The organism is Paenalcaligenes sp. GW821-LYS-B07-1, assembly GCF_058803365.1.
Genome location: NZ_CM179516.1, coordinates 2,314,496 through 2,328,662 on the forward strand (window position 1 = coordinate 2,314,496; position 14,167 = coordinate 2,328,662).

Annotated in this window: 13 protein-coding genes; 11 read left to right on the plus strand and 2 right to left on the minus strand. The window is 50.5% G+C overall.

The features are described 5' to 3' along the window. Positions 1 to 127: 127 nt before the first annotated feature. Positions 128 to 2,821, plus strand: a complete 2,694-nt coding sequence (gene pepN / locus AC3QL0_RS11110; protein ID WP_493008541.1) for an aminopeptidase N — start codon at positions 128 to 130, stop codon at positions 2,819 to 2,821. A 17-nt stretch (positions 2,822 to 2,838) separates the two neighbouring features. Next, positions 2,839 to 3,849 carry a class 1 fructose-bisphosphatase gene (locus AC3QL0_RS11115; RefSeq protein WP_430222935.1) on the plus strand — a complete coding sequence of 337 codons (1,011 nt, stop codon included), beginning with the start codon at positions 2,839 to 2,841 and terminating at the stop codon, positions 3,847 to 3,849. Between the two features lie 114 nt (positions 3,850 to 3,963). On the opposite strand, the gene AC3QL0_RS11120 is transcribed toward AC3QL0_RS11115, so the two are convergent. After that, positions 3,964 to 4,950: a quinone oxidoreductase family protein gene (locus tag AC3QL0_RS11120; RefSeq protein ID WP_493008542.1), complete on the minus strand. Its 987-nt coding sequence runs from the start codon at positions 4,948 to 4,950 to the stop codon at positions 3,964 to 3,966. 86 nt (positions 4,951 to 5,036) lie between these two features. On the opposite strand from AC3QL0_RS11120, the gene AC3QL0_RS11125 reads away from it, so the two are divergent. Continuing rightward, on the plus strand, positions 5,037 to 5,900 hold the full coding sequence (locus AC3QL0_RS11125) for a DMT family transporter (protein WP_493008543.1): 864 nt from the start codon (positions 5,037 to 5,039) through the stop codon (positions 5,898 to 5,900). A 3-nt stretch (positions 5,901 to 5,903) separates the two neighbouring features. Here the strand turns inward: AC3QL0_RS11125 and AC3QL0_RS11130 are convergent, their stop codons facing one another. After that, the gene (locus tag AC3QL0_RS11130) at positions 5,904 to 7,382 is read right to left on the minus strand and encodes a helicase HerA-like domain-containing protein (protein WP_493008544.1); all 1,479 of its coding nucleotides are present in this window, start codon (positions 7,380 to 7,382) and stop codon (positions 5,904 to 5,906) included. Between the two features lie 140 nt (positions 7,383 to 7,522). Between AC3QL0_RS11130 and AC3QL0_RS11135 the strand changes: the two genes are divergently transcribed. From AC3QL0_RS11135 to AC3QL0_RS11170, 8 genes are read left to right on the plus strand one after another with little or no spacing between them, the layout of a single operon-like run. Then, positions 7,523 to 8,254, plus strand: a complete 732-nt coding sequence (locus AC3QL0_RS11135) for a YebC/PmpR family DNA-binding transcriptional regulator (protein WP_493008545.1) — start codon at positions 7,523 to 7,525, stop codon at positions 8,252 to 8,254. A gap of 47 nt (positions 8,255 to 8,301) precedes the next feature. After that, on the plus strand, positions 8,302 to 9,594 hold the full coding sequence (gene purD, locus AC3QL0_RS11140) for a phosphoribosylamine--glycine ligase (RefSeq protein WP_493008546.1): 1,293 nt from the start codon (positions 8,302 to 8,304) through the stop codon (positions 9,592 to 9,594). 20 nt (positions 9,595 to 9,614) lie between these two features. Beyond that, positions 9,615 to 10,532 (plus strand): oxygen-dependent coproporphyrinogen oxidase, encoded by a 918-nt coding sequence (gene hemF, locus AC3QL0_RS11145; RefSeq protein WP_493008547.1) that lies wholly within the window; start codon positions 9,615 to 9,617, stop codon positions 10,530 to 10,532. Continuing rightward, positions 10,511 to 11,137 carry a nicotinate (nicotinamide) nucleotide adenylyltransferase gene (nadD, locus tag AC3QL0_RS11150; protein ID WP_493008548.1) on the plus strand — a complete coding sequence of 209 codons (627 nt, stop codon included), beginning with the start codon at positions 10,511 to 10,513 and terminating at the stop codon, positions 11,135 to 11,137. Before hemF ends, nadD begins: the two co-directional genes overlap by 22 nt. Beyond that, on the plus strand, positions 11,134 to 11,541 hold the full coding sequence (gene rsfS, locus AC3QL0_RS11155; RefSeq protein WP_430222932.1) for a ribosome silencing factor: 408 nt from the start codon (positions 11,134 to 11,136) through the stop codon (positions 11,539 to 11,541). Before nadD ends, rsfS begins: the two co-directional genes overlap by 4 nt. 48 nt (positions 11,542 to 11,589) lie before the next feature. Beyond that, the gene (gene rlmH / locus AC3QL0_RS11160; protein ID WP_135865592.1) at positions 11,590 to 12,060 is read left to right on the plus strand and encodes a 23S rRNA (pseudouridine(1915)-N(3))-methyltransferase RlmH; all 471 of its coding nucleotides are present in this window, start codon (positions 11,590 to 11,592) and stop codon (positions 12,058 to 12,060) included. A 9-nt stretch (positions 12,061 to 12,069) separates the two neighbouring features. Next, entirely contained in the window at positions 12,070 to 13,509 is a 1,440-nt protein-coding gene (gene pyk / locus AC3QL0_RS11165; protein ID WP_493008549.1) for a pyruvate kinase, read from the plus strand. Positions 13,510 to 13,513: 4 nt separating this feature from the next. Next, positions 13,514 to 14,131 carry a Maf family protein gene (locus tag AC3QL0_RS11170; protein ID WP_493008550.1) on the plus strand — a complete coding sequence of 206 codons (618 nt, stop codon included), beginning with the start codon at positions 13,514 to 13,516 and terminating at the stop codon, positions 14,129 to 14,131. The last annotated feature ends 36 nt before the right edge of the window (positions 14,132 to 14,167 follow it).

The following is a 14,167-nucleotide window of genomic DNA, read 5'->3' on the forward strand; positions in this document are numbered from 1 at the left end:
CAAATTCTCATCACGCACATCATACCGTCAAAATACAACCGAATGCGGTTACAGTTAGCAATACTGAAGAACTTACCTATTCGCACTACAATTAAGGCTGACTCACACCTGTTTCACTTCATCCGTCATGCGTACTGAAATCAGCCCTACTATTAATCGCCACGATTGGAAGGCTTTTGCGTTCCACATCCCAGATATCAGCCTGACGCTGGAACTGGATAACGATCTCACTACAGTCACCACACAATTCACTGCCTCTATGCTGCAAGCAGGCCCTCAGGTCTTGGAATTGCACGGTGAAGAACTGACACTGGTCAGCCTTAAGGTGAACGGCCAGCTTTGTGATGCATCGCGTTATTCGCTAGATGCTCAAATGCTGCGCATCCCTCTGGACACCATACAGAGTGAGATCGAAATTATCAGCCAATGTTCCCCATCGCAAAACAGCGCCTTGATGGGGTTATATGTATCCAGCCAACAGCTATTCACACAATGTGAACCTGAAGGCTTTAGACGTATCACGTGGTTTGCAGACCGCCCTGACGTGATGTCACGTTATCGCGTAACCCTGATTGGCGACGCTACCCGTTACCCCATGATGCTGTCTAATGGCAACCTGATTGACTCTCAGTCGTTGCCTGACGGTCGCCAGCAAGTGGTATGGGAAGACCCTTTTCCAAAACCCTCTTATTTATTTGCCGTCGTTGCCGGCAACTTTGATTGCCGCGAGAAACGCCTCAACACAATCTCTGGTCGTGAAGTGCTATTGCAAGTGTATAGCGACCCCGGTGATGGCGATAAAACCGCCTGGGCACTAGAAAGCCTAGAGCGCTCACTGCGTTGGGACGAACAACGTTTTGGCCTAGAGCTGGACCTAGATCGTTACATGGTAGTCGCTGCCCGTGATTTCAATATGGGTGCTATGGAAAATAAAGGGCTGAATGTTTTTAACTCTGCCTATGTATTAGCTGACCCACAAACCACTACGGATGCTAGCTATAGAGATATAGAGGCAGTCATTGGTCACGAATACTTCCATAACTGGACAGGTAACCGTGTAACCTGCCGCGATTGGTTCCAACTTTCACTGAAAGAAGGTCTGACTGTTTTCCGTGAACAAGAGTTTTCGGCAGATATGTTGGCTGCGGGTTTAGACAGTGAAGAAGCCGCCAGCGCCAAAGCTGTCAAACGCATTGATGATGTGTGTACCTTGCGCGTTGCCCAATTCAGCGAAGACCGCGGCCCAATGGCCCACCCTATTCGCCCAGAGAGCTACGAAGAAATCAGCAACTTCTATACCGCTACCATTTATGAAAAAGGCGCAGAAGTGATTCGCATGCAGCACACGCTGTTAGGTGAAGAAGATTTCCAAGCGGGTATTAAAGAGTATTTCCATCGTCATGACGGCCAAGCAGTTACCTGCGATGACTTCATCGCGGCTATGGACTCGGTATATAGCCGTACGCACCCCGGCAAAAACTTAGAGGTATTCCGCCGTTGGTATCAACAAGCCGGCACACCTACCGTTTCGGTACAAGAGCACTACAACGCTGATACACGCCAATACCGTCTACAACTGCGTCAGCATAACCCTGCCGTAGGTATAGAGCGCTTGAACGCTGCAGAGACGCCAAAACTGCCTTTGCTGATCCCTATCAAGATGGCTTTGTTAGATCAACAAGGTAACGACTTAAGCGTAGAGCTGAATGGAAAGCGTCATACTGAGTTCTTGCTAGAGCTGGATAAAGAAGAACAAAGCTGGACCTTTGAGCACGTGGAAAGCCAACCTGTGTTGTCCATACTGCGTGACTTCTCCGCCCCCGTACAACTGCAACACGAACAAAGCCTAGACACCTTAAAACTGCTGGCACGTTTTGACAGCAATAGTTTTGGTCGCTGGGAAGCGGCACAACAACTGGCCCGCATGGCTCTGCTAGAGCTGTCTACTGACACCTCTGCACCGCTGACACACGCAAGCGTACAAGCTGTTGTGCAAGTATGGGAAGAGCTGCTGCAAGATCACAACCTGTCGCCTGCTTACTTGGCTCGTATTTTGTCACTGCCGTCTGTACGCGAACTGCAAACTTTACAAGACCCAATGCGCCCCTTGGACTTGGCACAGGCGCGTCATCGTCTACAGGTTCATTTAGGTGAACGCTTGGCCTCCTTGTGGCAGCAACGCTTTACGCAACATCAATTGCCACAACAGCAGCCGTACTCGCCTGATGCCTTGTCTGCCGGCCACAGAGCATTGAAAAATCTTGCTTTGCATTACCTGTGCGCAACAACCGATGCCCAAGCCTTGTCCGCTGCACAGCAGCAGTACGACAACGCCAACAACATGACAGACTCTCTAGCGGCATTGCAAGCTATAGTCTATTATGCGAAACCTTCGGCCAGTAAACCCTATCTAGATAGCTTTTACTCCAAATGGCAGCACAATCCCTTGGTGGTAGACCGCTGGTTTAGCGTACAAGCCTGCTCTCCACAAACGGACGTTTCCGCCTTGCGTGCATTGATGCAGCACCCGGCATTCACGCTGCGTAATCCTAACCGTGCCCGCTCCCTGATTTTCCAATTCTGCTTGAATAACAGCACCGCCATACATCAAGTAGAAGGCTACGAGTTCTGGGCCGAGCAAGTAATTGCTTTGGATGCGCTGAATCCTGAAATTGCTGCGCGCCTTGCACGTGCTTTTGACAACTGGGCGCACTATGCTGAGCCCCAACGCCATGCCTTGCATACCGCCTTTTTGCGACTGCAAGAGCAGGCACAATCTGCCAATGTGACTGAGATCGTTGGCAAAGCACTAAATATCTGATCCCTCGGAGCACTACGTTGAAAAAAAACCTGACTCAATATCTGATTGAACAAGAACGTCAGACCCAAAGCGTTCCTACTGAACTGCGTCTACTGATTGAAACCATCGCCCGCACCTGCAAAGCTATTGCTCAAGCAGTCAACAAAGGTGCTTTGGGCAATGTGCTGGGTAGCCAAGATACCGAAAACGTACAAGGTGAAATCCAGAAAAAACTGGATGTAATTTCCAATCAAATGCTGCTGGATGCCAACGAGTGGATCGGTTGCTTGGCAGGCATGGCATCAGAAGAAATGGAATTGCCTCACCCTATTCCTGCGCACTACCCTACGGGTGACTATCTGCTATTGTTCGATCCTCTGGATGGTTCTTCCAACATCGACGTCAACGTATCCATCGGTACTATTTTTTCTATTTTGCGTCAGCCTGAAGCCGCTAAAGGCCGTGTTGCCACTGAGCAAGACTTCTTGCAAGCTGGCACACAACAAGTGGCTGCCGGGTACGCCGTCTACGGCCCACAAACCATGCTGATCTTGTCTATTGGCCAAGGCGTAGTTGGCTTTACGCTAGACCGTGAAACAGGCTCGTGGTTGTTGACGCAAGAAAGCATCCGTATCCCTGAAGAAACTCAAGAATTCGCCATCAACATGTCGAATATGCGTCACTGGGAGGCCCCTGTAAAACGCTACATCGATGAGTGCTTGGCTGGTAAAGAAGGCCCACTGGGTAAAAACTACAATACCCGCTGGATTGCTTCCATGGTGGCTGATGTACATCGCATTCTGAACCGGGGCGGTATTTTCATGTACCCACGCGACCACCGTGAGTCCGTGCGTCATGGCAAACTGCGTTTGATGTACGAAGCTAACCCTATGAGCTTCTTGGTAGAACAAGCTGGTGGCGCATCGGTAGATGGCAGCCGTCGTATTCTGGATCTGCAACCTGAACATCTACACCAACGTACTGGTGTAATTTTGGGTTCCAAGAAAGAAGTTGAGCGCTTGCAAAAATACCACCAAGAAGCCAACTAATAATGCTTCATGGTCAGTAAGCTCATCACGCTGCATTCATAGCTATAACGTGAGGCAGCTTATAAAAAAAGCCGGATGTCTTAAGAACATCCGGCTTTTTTGTACGTTGTTGGTTTAGTCCAGCGTCAAAATGGTAGAACCTACTGTTTTACGTGATGCCAATGCCTCATGTGCTTTAGCTACGTCACGCAGTGGGAAGCGCTGACCAATATCCACCTTGATATTGCCAGCCAAAATCTGCGCAAACAAATCATCTGCTGCTGCCTGCATTGTTTCTAGTGTAGGCACAAAGCTCGCCAAGATAGGACGTGTCACATACAACGAGCCATGCTGCGCCAACACACCTAGATTCACCCCTGTTACCGCCCCTGAGGCATTACCAAAGCTCACCATCAGGCCTCGAGGGCGCAAGCACTTCAATGAAGTTTCCCACGTAGCTTTACCCACGCCGTCGTACACTACAGGAACCATTGCACCATCGGTAAGTTCGCGTACACGCTGAACTACATCTTCAGTACTGTAGTTGATCGTTGCCCACGCACCATTGTCTTTGGCCATCTGCATTTTTTCAGCGCTAGATGCCGTACCAATCACACGCACACCCATGGCATTTGCCCATTGGCATGCCAAAGAGCCTACGCCACCGGCTGCAGCGTGAAACAAAATAGTGTCGCCTTTTTTCACGTCGTACACTTGGCGCAGCAAATACTGAACGGTTAGCCCTTTCAACATAATGGCCGCACCTTCCTCAAAGCTAATACCCTCAGGCAGTCGCACAACGCGATCAGCGGGGATATTACGAGCTTCGGCATAGGCACCCAGCGGTCCCTGCCCATACGCAACCCTATCACCGACTTTGACGTGGTGTACATCTTTACCAACAGCTTCAACAATACCAGCGGCTTCAAAACCCAAGCCATGAGGCAATGGGCTAGGATACAAACCATCACGGAAATAAATATCAATAAAATTGAGACCTATGGCTTTGTGGCGAATGCATACTTCATTATCGGCTGGAGCTGGTAGTGGTACGGATACCCACTTCAACACCTCTGGACCACCATTTTTCTCTATACGTATTGCGTTGACTTCTGTTCCCATGACGAACTCCTTCTGTCTCTACGTTATGATTTAAGCATCAGTAACTGTTCAACCCTTAAATCTACCCTGTTCACCTATATTCGACAATGACCCATCAACGCGCCTTACTTCAGAGCCATCTGGCCGCTGTACTTTTTGGTCTTACCGGTATTTTTGGGGAGTTGATCAAAAGCGATCCCATCATGATCACCACCTTCCGCGCTTTTTTTGCGGCAATACTGCTGTTTTTGATCATTCGCTCTCAAGGTAGACGATTAAGTGAGGGGTTGAATAAAAAAGATGCAGGCATGTTATTGCTGGCCTCTATTATGTTGGCCATACACTGGGTCAGTTTCTTTATTGCTGTCAAAACAGGCGGCATTGCAATCGCTACCTTAGGGTTTGCCAGTTTCCCTGCCTTCATCACGCTTAGCGAATGGTTAGTGCTGCGTGAGCGCGTTCGTACTGATGAATGGTTGATTCTGGGATTGGTCTCATTCGGGTTGATTTTGGTGACCCCAGAATTCGATTTAGCCGCCGAAGCCACTATAGGTTTACTGTGGGCGGTCTTGTCAGGCTTTACCTTCGCCCTCTTTACGATCATCAATAGGCGTACAGCTTCACACATGCCCGCACTACAAGTAGCCTATTGGGAAAACCTCTTTGTCACGCTCTTGTGCTTACCCTTTGCGTTGCCCTACTTGGGACAACCCAGCGCCGCGGACTGGTTCTGGATGGCCATGCTAGGGATATTCTGCACAGCACTTTCGCACTACTTACTGGTATCTAGCCTAACGCGTATTAACGCTCGTAGCGCTGGCATCATCATTGCATTAGAACCCATTTACGCCATCGCTTTTGCGGCCTTGCTATTTGCCCAATATCCTAGCATTCAGGCCATCTTGGGCGGGACTATTATTGTGGGTGCCATAGTTTGGTCAGGCATGCGCAAACAGCCTGACCAAAGCTAAGTCTTATTTACTGCGTAACAACGAGCCCAGCACACCACGTAAAAACTTCGTGGCACCGCGTCTGGCCTCTGTTTTGATGGTGGCTTGTACCAAACCATCTTTACGACCACCTCTAGGCCCAGTAGAGCCAAATAGGAAATCATTCAGCATACCCACCACCCCTGAGTTCTTTTCAGTGGATTCTTGAGCTTGCTGAGCGGCTTCTTGCTCTTGCTTTGCCAAGACCTCATACGCCGACTCTCTATCAATGCTAGTGTCGTACTTCAGGCCAAATAACGAAGCAGCCAGAATTTGCTTTTTCTCGGCATCAGACGCTGGGCCAATACGACTGCCTGGCGCATACATCCATACACGCTCAGTCGGTGTAGGAATCCCTTTAGCATCCAGCATAGAAACCAACGCCTCGCCCACCCCTAGCTCGGTAATGGCCGCTTCAATATCTAACCCTTGATTAGGGCGCATGGTTTGTGCCGCAGTTTTCACTGCTTTCTGATCACGTGGCGTATAAGCACGCAAGGCGTGCTGCACTCTATGACCTAACTGCCCCAACACCGCCTCAGGGATATCCAACGGGTTTTGGGTCACAAAATAAATACCCACCCCTTTGGAACGAACCAAACGCACCACTTGTTCAATTTTTTCTACCAGCGCTTTGGGCGCTTCATTGAATAGCAAGTGCGCTTCGTCAAAGAAAAACACAAACTTAGGCTTATCCAAGTCACCCACTTCAGGCAAACGCTCGTATAACTCTGCTAGCATCCATAGCAGAAATACAGAATACAAACGGGGCGACTGTATCAAACGGTCAGCCATCAGCACATTGACCATGCCCTTGCCTTGCGCATCAGTGCGGATCCAATCGGCGATGTCCAGAGCAGGTTCACCAAAAAACTGCTCAGCACCTTCACTTTCTAATCGCAATAACGCACGTTGAATTGCGCCCACTGACGCGGCAGATACATTCCCGTACTTAGCGCGCAGTTCGGTGGCTCGCTTGGTCACGTGATTCAACATGGCACGCAGGTCTTTCATGTCCAACAATAGTTGGCCTTCATCATCTGCTAGCCGGAAGGCAATATTCAAAATACCTTCTTGAGTGTCATTCAGCTCTAGGATACGGGCCAACAACATAGGGCCCATGTCAGAAACGGTGGCACGTATAGCGTGACCTGACTGTCCAAATACATCCCAAAACACCACTGAGTTCGCCGAGAACTCGGGAGTGGGCAGCCCCAACTCTTGTAATCTGGCTTCCAGTTTGGGATTGGACTCACCTTTCATTGCAATACCGCTTAAGTCGCCTTTTACATCGGCCACAAAAACAGCAGTGCCTTGACGGGAAAAAGCCTCAGCCATCAACTGTAGACTAATAGTTTTCCCTGTACCCGTCGCGCCGGTAATACAGCCGTGCCGATTTGCCATACGCGGCAACAGCACAACCTCAGCCGCCTTTCCTCGTGCAAGATTGATTGTTTCTGCCATGACTCTGTCCCAGATAAAAAATAGCCTGCTATATACTACAGGTACCTGATGCTGCCAGTGTAGTGCAGGCGAAGTTTTGCGCACAGGTTAAAATAGTAATCTGAAACGAAATTTTCTAATTTTTAAATTGGTACGAAGTTATGGCCGGACATAGTAAATGGGCGAATATTCAGCACCGCAAAGGGCGTCAAGATGCCAGACGCGGCAAGCTGTGGACTAAAATCATCCGTGAAGTCACCGTTGCAGCACGCGAAGGTGGGCCTGACCCCGACTCCAATCCCCGTCTACGTTTGGCCGCTGAAAAAGCTGCTGCGGCAAATATGCCTAAAGACAACGTTAACCGTGCTATTCAGCGTGGTGCTGGTGGTGCTGATGGCGCTAATTTCGAAGAAGTACGATTTGAAGGTTATGGTATTGGTGGCGCGGCAGTTATTGTGGACTGCATGACCGATAATCGTCAGCGCACAGTATCCGATGTGCGTCACGCTTTCAGCAAACATGGCGGAAATCTGGGTATTGATGGCTCAGTTGTGTTCCAATTCCAACACTGTGGGCAGTTTCTCTTTGCCCCAGGTGCCGATGAAGACAAAATTATGGAAGTCGGCCTAGAAGCCGGAGCAGATGACATCATGACCGATGAAGAAGGTCTGATCGAGGTTGTTTGCACCCCATCCAACTACGCAGCCGTCAATCAGGCCTTTAACGATGCAGGCCTGAAGCCTGAAGTCAGTGACGTCATCATGAAAGCATTAAGCGAAACTGAGCTGGAAGGTGATGACGCTGCAAAAATGCAAAAAATGCTAGATGCCCTTGAGGGTCTAGACGACGTGCAAGAGGTTTACACCACTGCCGTCATGGATGAAACCGAATAATCCTGTTAACCCTGTGGGGCGTCTAGCCCCTTTTTCTTTGAAATCCTATGAAGTTACTCGTCATTGGCGGCGGGGGCCGTGAACATGCCTTGGCCTGGCGCCTCGCCCAATCACAACGTGTCAGCACGGTGTTTGTTGCCCCTGGTAATGGGGGCACGGCAACTGCCGAACGTCTACAAAACGTACCTATTACCGATGTAGATCAGTTGGTAGAATTTGCCCGCAACGAAGACATTGCACTGGCCGTTGTTGGCCCTGAGGCCCCTCTGGCGGCTGGTGTAGTAGATGCTTTTCGTGCCGCAGGGCTAAAAATCTTTGGTGCCACCAAAGCAGCAGCGCAGCTAGAAAGCTCCAAAGACTACGCCAAAGCATTCATGGTACGTCATCAGATCCCTACGGCTGAATACCAAACCTTTACCGATCTGGAAGCCGCTAAAGCGTACGTACGCGAAAAAGGCGCTCCTATTGTTGTGAAAGCTGACGGCTTGGCAGCAGGTAAGGGCGTAATCGTCGCCATGACTGAAGACGAAGCACTGACAGCCATCGACGATATGCTGGGCGGCGGCATGTTTGGTAATGCGGGTGCACGTGTGGTGATCGAAGAATTCCTCACTGGTGAAGAAGCTAGCTTCATCATCATGTGTGATGGCAAAAACGTTCTGCCATTGGCCACTAGCCAAGACCACAAACGTCTGAAAGACGGTGACGAAGGCCCGAACACTGGCGGTATGGGTGCGTACTCCCCTGCCCCTATCGTTTCGCCCACCTTGCATAACCGCATCATGCGCGAAGTCATCCTGCCATCCATCCAAGGTATGGCAAAAGACGGTATTCCTTACACTGGTTTCCTATACGCTGGTCTGATGATTGGCGATGGTCCAGACAGCACACGTACGCTGAAAGTTCTGGAATACAACTGCCGTCTGGGCGATCCTGAAGCGCAACCTATCATGATGCGTATCAAGAACGACTTTAGCGAAGTGTTGGAACAAGCTATTTCAGGCGAGCTGGATACGGCCAACATTGACTGGGATCGCCGCACCGCACTAGGCGTCGTCATGGCTGCTGCCAACTACCCAGAAAACCCACGCAAAGGCGATGTCATCCAACAATTGCCAGAAGACACCGACAACTGCATGGTATTTCACGCAGGTACCGAATTGGTCGACGGCCAATTGCTGACGTCTGGTGGCCGAGTACTGTGCGTAACGGCATTGGGTGATTCCATTCGCCGTGCTCAAGACAAAGCCTATGCAGCGGCTGCTCAAATCCAATTTGATGGTAAACAGTTCCGCAGCGATATTGGCTGGCGCGCCATCCCTAGTACCGACGAGTCCTAAGCCGTAAAAGAGGATATTGCATGAACCATTCCGTCGCCGACGTCCGTGAGTATTTCTTGGACCTACAACAGCGTATTGTTAAACATCTGGAACTTGCCGATGGCTGCAAGTTCCAAGCTGATCAGTGGGAACGTGAAGAAGGAGGCGGCGGTCTGTCGCGTTACTTGGAAGCAGGTAATCTGTTCGAACGTGGTGCAGTATTGTTTAGCCATGTCAAAGGTAAAACACTGCCCCCGTCTGCCACAGCACAGCGCCCTGAACTGGCAGGACGTCCATGGGAAGCCATGGGTGTGTCATTGGTTCTGCACCCTCATAACCCCTACGTCCCCACCACCCACATGAATGTGCGTTTGTTCATTGCCGAATCTAGGCATGAAAGTGAACCAACCATATTCTGGTTTGGTGGCGGTCTAGACCTCACCCCCTATTACGCTTTTGAAGAAGATGCCCGTCATTTTCATCAAAAGTGTGCCGATGCCCTAGCGCCATTTGGTGAGCAGAAATACCCCGCCTATAAAACATGGTGTGATGAGTATTTCTACCTGAAACACCGTGACGAAACTCGTGGCATTGGTGGTATTTTCTTTGATGACTTGAACGAAGAAGGCTTTGATCGTAGTTTTGAACTGGTCAAATCTGTAGGCGATCATTTCCTTAAAGCGTACATTCCTATTGTGGAACAACGCCGTCACCTCAGCTACGGTGAACGTGAACGCGACTTCCAAGCATACCGACGTGGTCGCTACGTGGAGTTCAACTTGGTATTCGACCGAGGCACCTTGTTTGGACTGCAATCGGGCGGTCGTACCGAATCCATCCTACTTTCCATGCCACCTATAGTGAAATGGCGTTACCAATGGGCTCCGGAAGCTGACTCTCCAGAAGCCAAACTGGCCGATTTTCTGAAACCACGCGAATGGCTGAGCAACAACACATAGGATTACTCGGTGGCAGTTTTGATCCTGTACACCGAGCCCACATCGCTCTGGCAGAACGTGCACTGGCAGAGCTAAAACTGGATACTCTGCAGCTAATACCTGCTGCCAACCCATGGCAGCGTGCGCCATTAGCGGCAACCCCTGAACAACGTGTACACATGCTGGAATTAGCCTGTGCACACAACCCAAAACTACACATTAACCGTAGTGAAATTAACCGCGGCGGTGCAACATATACGATTGACACCTTGCGACAGCTGCCCAAAGGACCGGTATACTACTGGATATTGGGCGCTGATCAATTACAGAACTTCTGCAGCTGGAATCACTGGCAAGAAATTCTGGAACATGTTGAGCTGGCTGTAGCCAAGCGCCCCGGGTCCTCTTACAACACACCAGCAGCCTTGGCTGCGGAACTGCAACAACAACACAAAACCCTGCATCAGCTGAACCTTCCTCCTATGGATATTTCAGCCAGTCACATTCGCCACATACTGGCACTACACCAAGATCCTACCGATTTTCTGGATCCTGCCGTGGCTCATTACATACAGGCTGAGGGGCTTTATCGCCAAACGGCCAACTCAACAGATACTGATTTATGAAAGATTTAGAAAAACAGCAACGCGTTGTGATCGACGCTTTGGAAGATGTCAAAGCACAAGACATTCGCGTCTTTGACAGCACCCACCTGACAGGCTTGTTTGATCGTGTGGTCATCGCTAGCGGTACCTCTAACCGTCAAACCCGTTCTATGGCCAGCCATATCATTGCAAAAGCCAAGAAAAACGGCATGGAAGTTCTCGCTCACGAAGGTGAAGACACCGGTGAATGGGTGCTGATAGACTTGGGCGATATCGTGGTGCATTGTATGCAGCCTACTATTCGCCAGTACTACAACCTGGAAGAAATCTGGGGTGACAAACCTGTGGCCGTGACTCTACTACCAGAATCCACACGTCCCGTACTGCACGAACCCTTCCAGCACGATCAGTCTGACGAAGACTAATCCCTACTCTTGGAGCATCCCTAGCGGATGCTCCAGCCATATTCGCTCATGAAAATCCATGTTATTGCTGTAGGCACGCGTATGCCAGCCTGGGTAGAACAGGCTTGGGACGACTATGCGCGCCGCATGCCTGCTGACTACGCTGTCGTACTCAAAGAAATCAAACCCGAACCTCGCACCAGTGGCAAAACGCCTGCTCAAATGATGCAAGCCGAAGCCAAACGCATACAAGCCGCTATCCCTGAACGAGCATGGTGCATTGCGCTGGACGAACGCGGTAAAGACCTCACTACCGAACACCTCAAAACTCAACTGGAAACCTGGCGTGATAAGACAGGCGATATAGCGCTTATCATTGGCGGCCCCGATGGTTTAGACCCTAGCTTTAAGGCACAATGTCAGCAGCAGATACGCATCTCGTCGCTGACATTACCACACCCTATGGTGCGCATCCTGCTGGTAGAACAACTCTACCGAGCATGGTCCATGCTCACTGGTCATCCCTATCATCGCAGTTGAGGAGCGCTTGTGTCTAAACGTCGTACCAAAATTGTTGCCACCCTAGGGCCTGCTTCAGAGTCCGCAACCATTATTGAACAACTGATTCTGGCTGGCATGGATGTAGCCCGCCTAAATTTTTCACACGGCAGCGCAGACGACCATCGACGCAAAGCCAAACTGGTGCGCGAGATTGCGACACGACATCAACGCTATGTCGCCATTATGGGCGATTTGCAAGGCCCAAAAATTCGTATCGCTCGCTTTGCTAATACCCGAGTAGAGCTGACAAATGGCCAAGCCTTTGTACTGTCTAACGATCACCCTGCCGACGCCGGTAATGAAAATATCGTAGGCATTGATTACCCGCCACTCGTGCAGGATTGCGCCCCCGGCGACGAATTACTGTTGGATGACGGCAGAATCATTCTGCAGGTAGATAAAGTCGAAAACAATGCGGTCTACACCACCGTAACAGCGGGTGGTGAGCTATCCAACCATAAAGGCATTAACCGACGTGGCGGTGGTATTTCGGCCCCTAGCCTCACCGACAAAGACCGTGCTGACATTCTGCTGGCAGCCGAGCTAGAGGTAGACTACATCGCTGTGTCCTTTCCTCGCTATGGCCGCGATATGCAACAAGCACGCGAGCTAGTACAACAAGCTGGCAGCAACGCATGGATCATTGCCAAGATTGAGCGCGCTGAAGCCGTTACCGATGACGAAGCCCTGGATGACATTATCTCTGCCAGTGATGGCGTGATGGTAGCCCGTGGTGACTTAGGTGTTGAGGTAGGCGATGCTCGCTTGGTAGGCATTCAAAAACGCATCATTCAACATACTCGCACCCTGAACAAACTGGTCATTACTGCTACACAGATGATGGAATCTATGGTGAGCAGCCCCATCCCAACACGAGCCGAAGTATCTGACGTCGCAAATGCCGTGCTGGATCACACGGATGCGGTAATGCTGTCGGGTGAAAGCGCCGCCGGTAAATACCCAGTAGAGGCCGTAGCAGCAATGGCACGCATTTGTGTTGGCGCCGAGCAAGAGCCAGTCAACAAACGCTCACAACATCGTTTATGGGAACGCTTTGACCGCTGCGACGACACCATTGCTCTCTCTGCCATGTACGCTGCTAACCACTTCCCTGGCATCAAGGCCATCATCAGCCTAAGTGAAAGCGGTAGAACACCGTTAATCATGTCTCGCATACGTTCTAGCGTGCCCATTTTCTGCTTCACCCGACACATATCCACCCAAAACCGTGCAGCCCTATTCAGAGGTGTCTACAGCATGCCTTTTGATGCTGCTGCCTACGCCCCTGAAGCCGTCAATCAAGCAGCCATCAACTGCTTGCTTGAACACCATATTGTGCAATCAGGAGACTGGGTGATTTTGACGCAAGGCGATCTGTACCACCCGCAAAGTGGCACGAACGGCATGCAAATACTGCAAGTACACTAACCGCATGTATAAACTCGCACACCCTTTACTACTGGCCTCTGCCAGCCCTAGACGGCACGAACTGCTGCAACAAGCAGGTATTGCTCATAAAGTGGTTGATATCCCCTCGCCCCCGGGTGAGGATGAGCCACACTACGCCAACGAGTCCCCCCTAGACTATGTTTGCCGTACCGCTCAAGAAAAAGCGCAACGCGCTACGGTACACTTACGTGCACAACAACTCCTCGTTCCAGGGCAAGCTATTTTGTGTGCCGACACCACGGTAGAGTTGCAAGGCGAGATCTTAGGTAAACCAGACAGCCCTGAACACGCCGCCAGCATACTGGCTCGTCTATCTAGCCACACCCATCAGGTACATACCGCTGTTGTGCTAGTGCATGGCCAATTAGAGTTTCGTAGCATTTCTACCAGCCACGTACGCTTTAAAACACTCTCTACTGATGAAATCCGCGCCTACTGCGCGAGCGGCGATTGCATGGGTAAAGCTGGTGCTTATGGTATACAAGGCTTAGCAGCAACGTTCGTAGAGCATTTAGACGGTAGTTACAGTGGCGTGATGGGTTTGCCCCTGTACGAAACAGCTCAGTTGCTGCAAGAAGCAGGCCTAGTGTCTTTTGACTAACTAACTTGATCGCTAACTGACTACGCAACGCCGTAA

Coding starts and splice junctions, on each gene's coding strand:
- pepN (WP_493008541.1), top strand. CDS start 128: ATGCGTACTGAAATCAGCCCTACTATTAATCGCCACGATTGGAAGGCT.
- AC3QL0_RS11120 (WP_493008542.1), bottom strand. CDS start 4,950: ATGGGAACAGAAGTCAACGCAATACGTATAGAGAAAAATGGTGGTCCA.
- AC3QL0_RS11125 (WP_493008543.1), top strand. CDS start 5,037: ATGACCCATCAACGCGCCTTACTTCAGAGCCATCTGGCCGCTGTACTT.
- AC3QL0_RS11130 (WP_493008544.1), bottom strand. CDS start 7,382: ATGGCAGAAACAATCAATCTTGCACGAGGAAAGGCGGCTGAGGTTGTG.
- AC3QL0_RS11135 (WP_493008545.1), top strand. CDS start 7,523: ATGGCCGGACATAGTAAATGGGCGAATATTCAGCACCGCAAAGGGCGT.
- purD (WP_493008546.1), top strand. CDS start 8,302: ATGAAGTTACTCGTCATTGGCGGCGGGGGCCGTGAACATGCCTTGGCC.
- hemF (WP_493008547.1), top strand. CDS start 9,615: ATGAACCATTCCGTCGCCGACGTCCGTGAGTATTTCTTGGACCTACAA.
- nadD (WP_493008548.1), top strand. CDS start 10,511: ATGGCTGAGCAACAACACATAGGATTACTCGGTGGCAGTTTTGATCCT.
- rsfS (WP_430222932.1), top strand. CDS start 11,134: ATGAAAGATTTAGAAAAACAGCAACGCGTTGTGATCGACGCTTTGGAA.
- rlmH (WP_135865592.1), top strand. CDS start 11,590: ATGAAAATCCATGTTATTGCTGTAGGCACGCGTATGCCAGCCTGGGTA.
- AC3QL0_RS11170 (WP_493008550.1), top strand. CDS start 13,514: ATGTATAAACTCGCACACCCTTTACTACTGGCCTCTGCCAGCCCTAGA.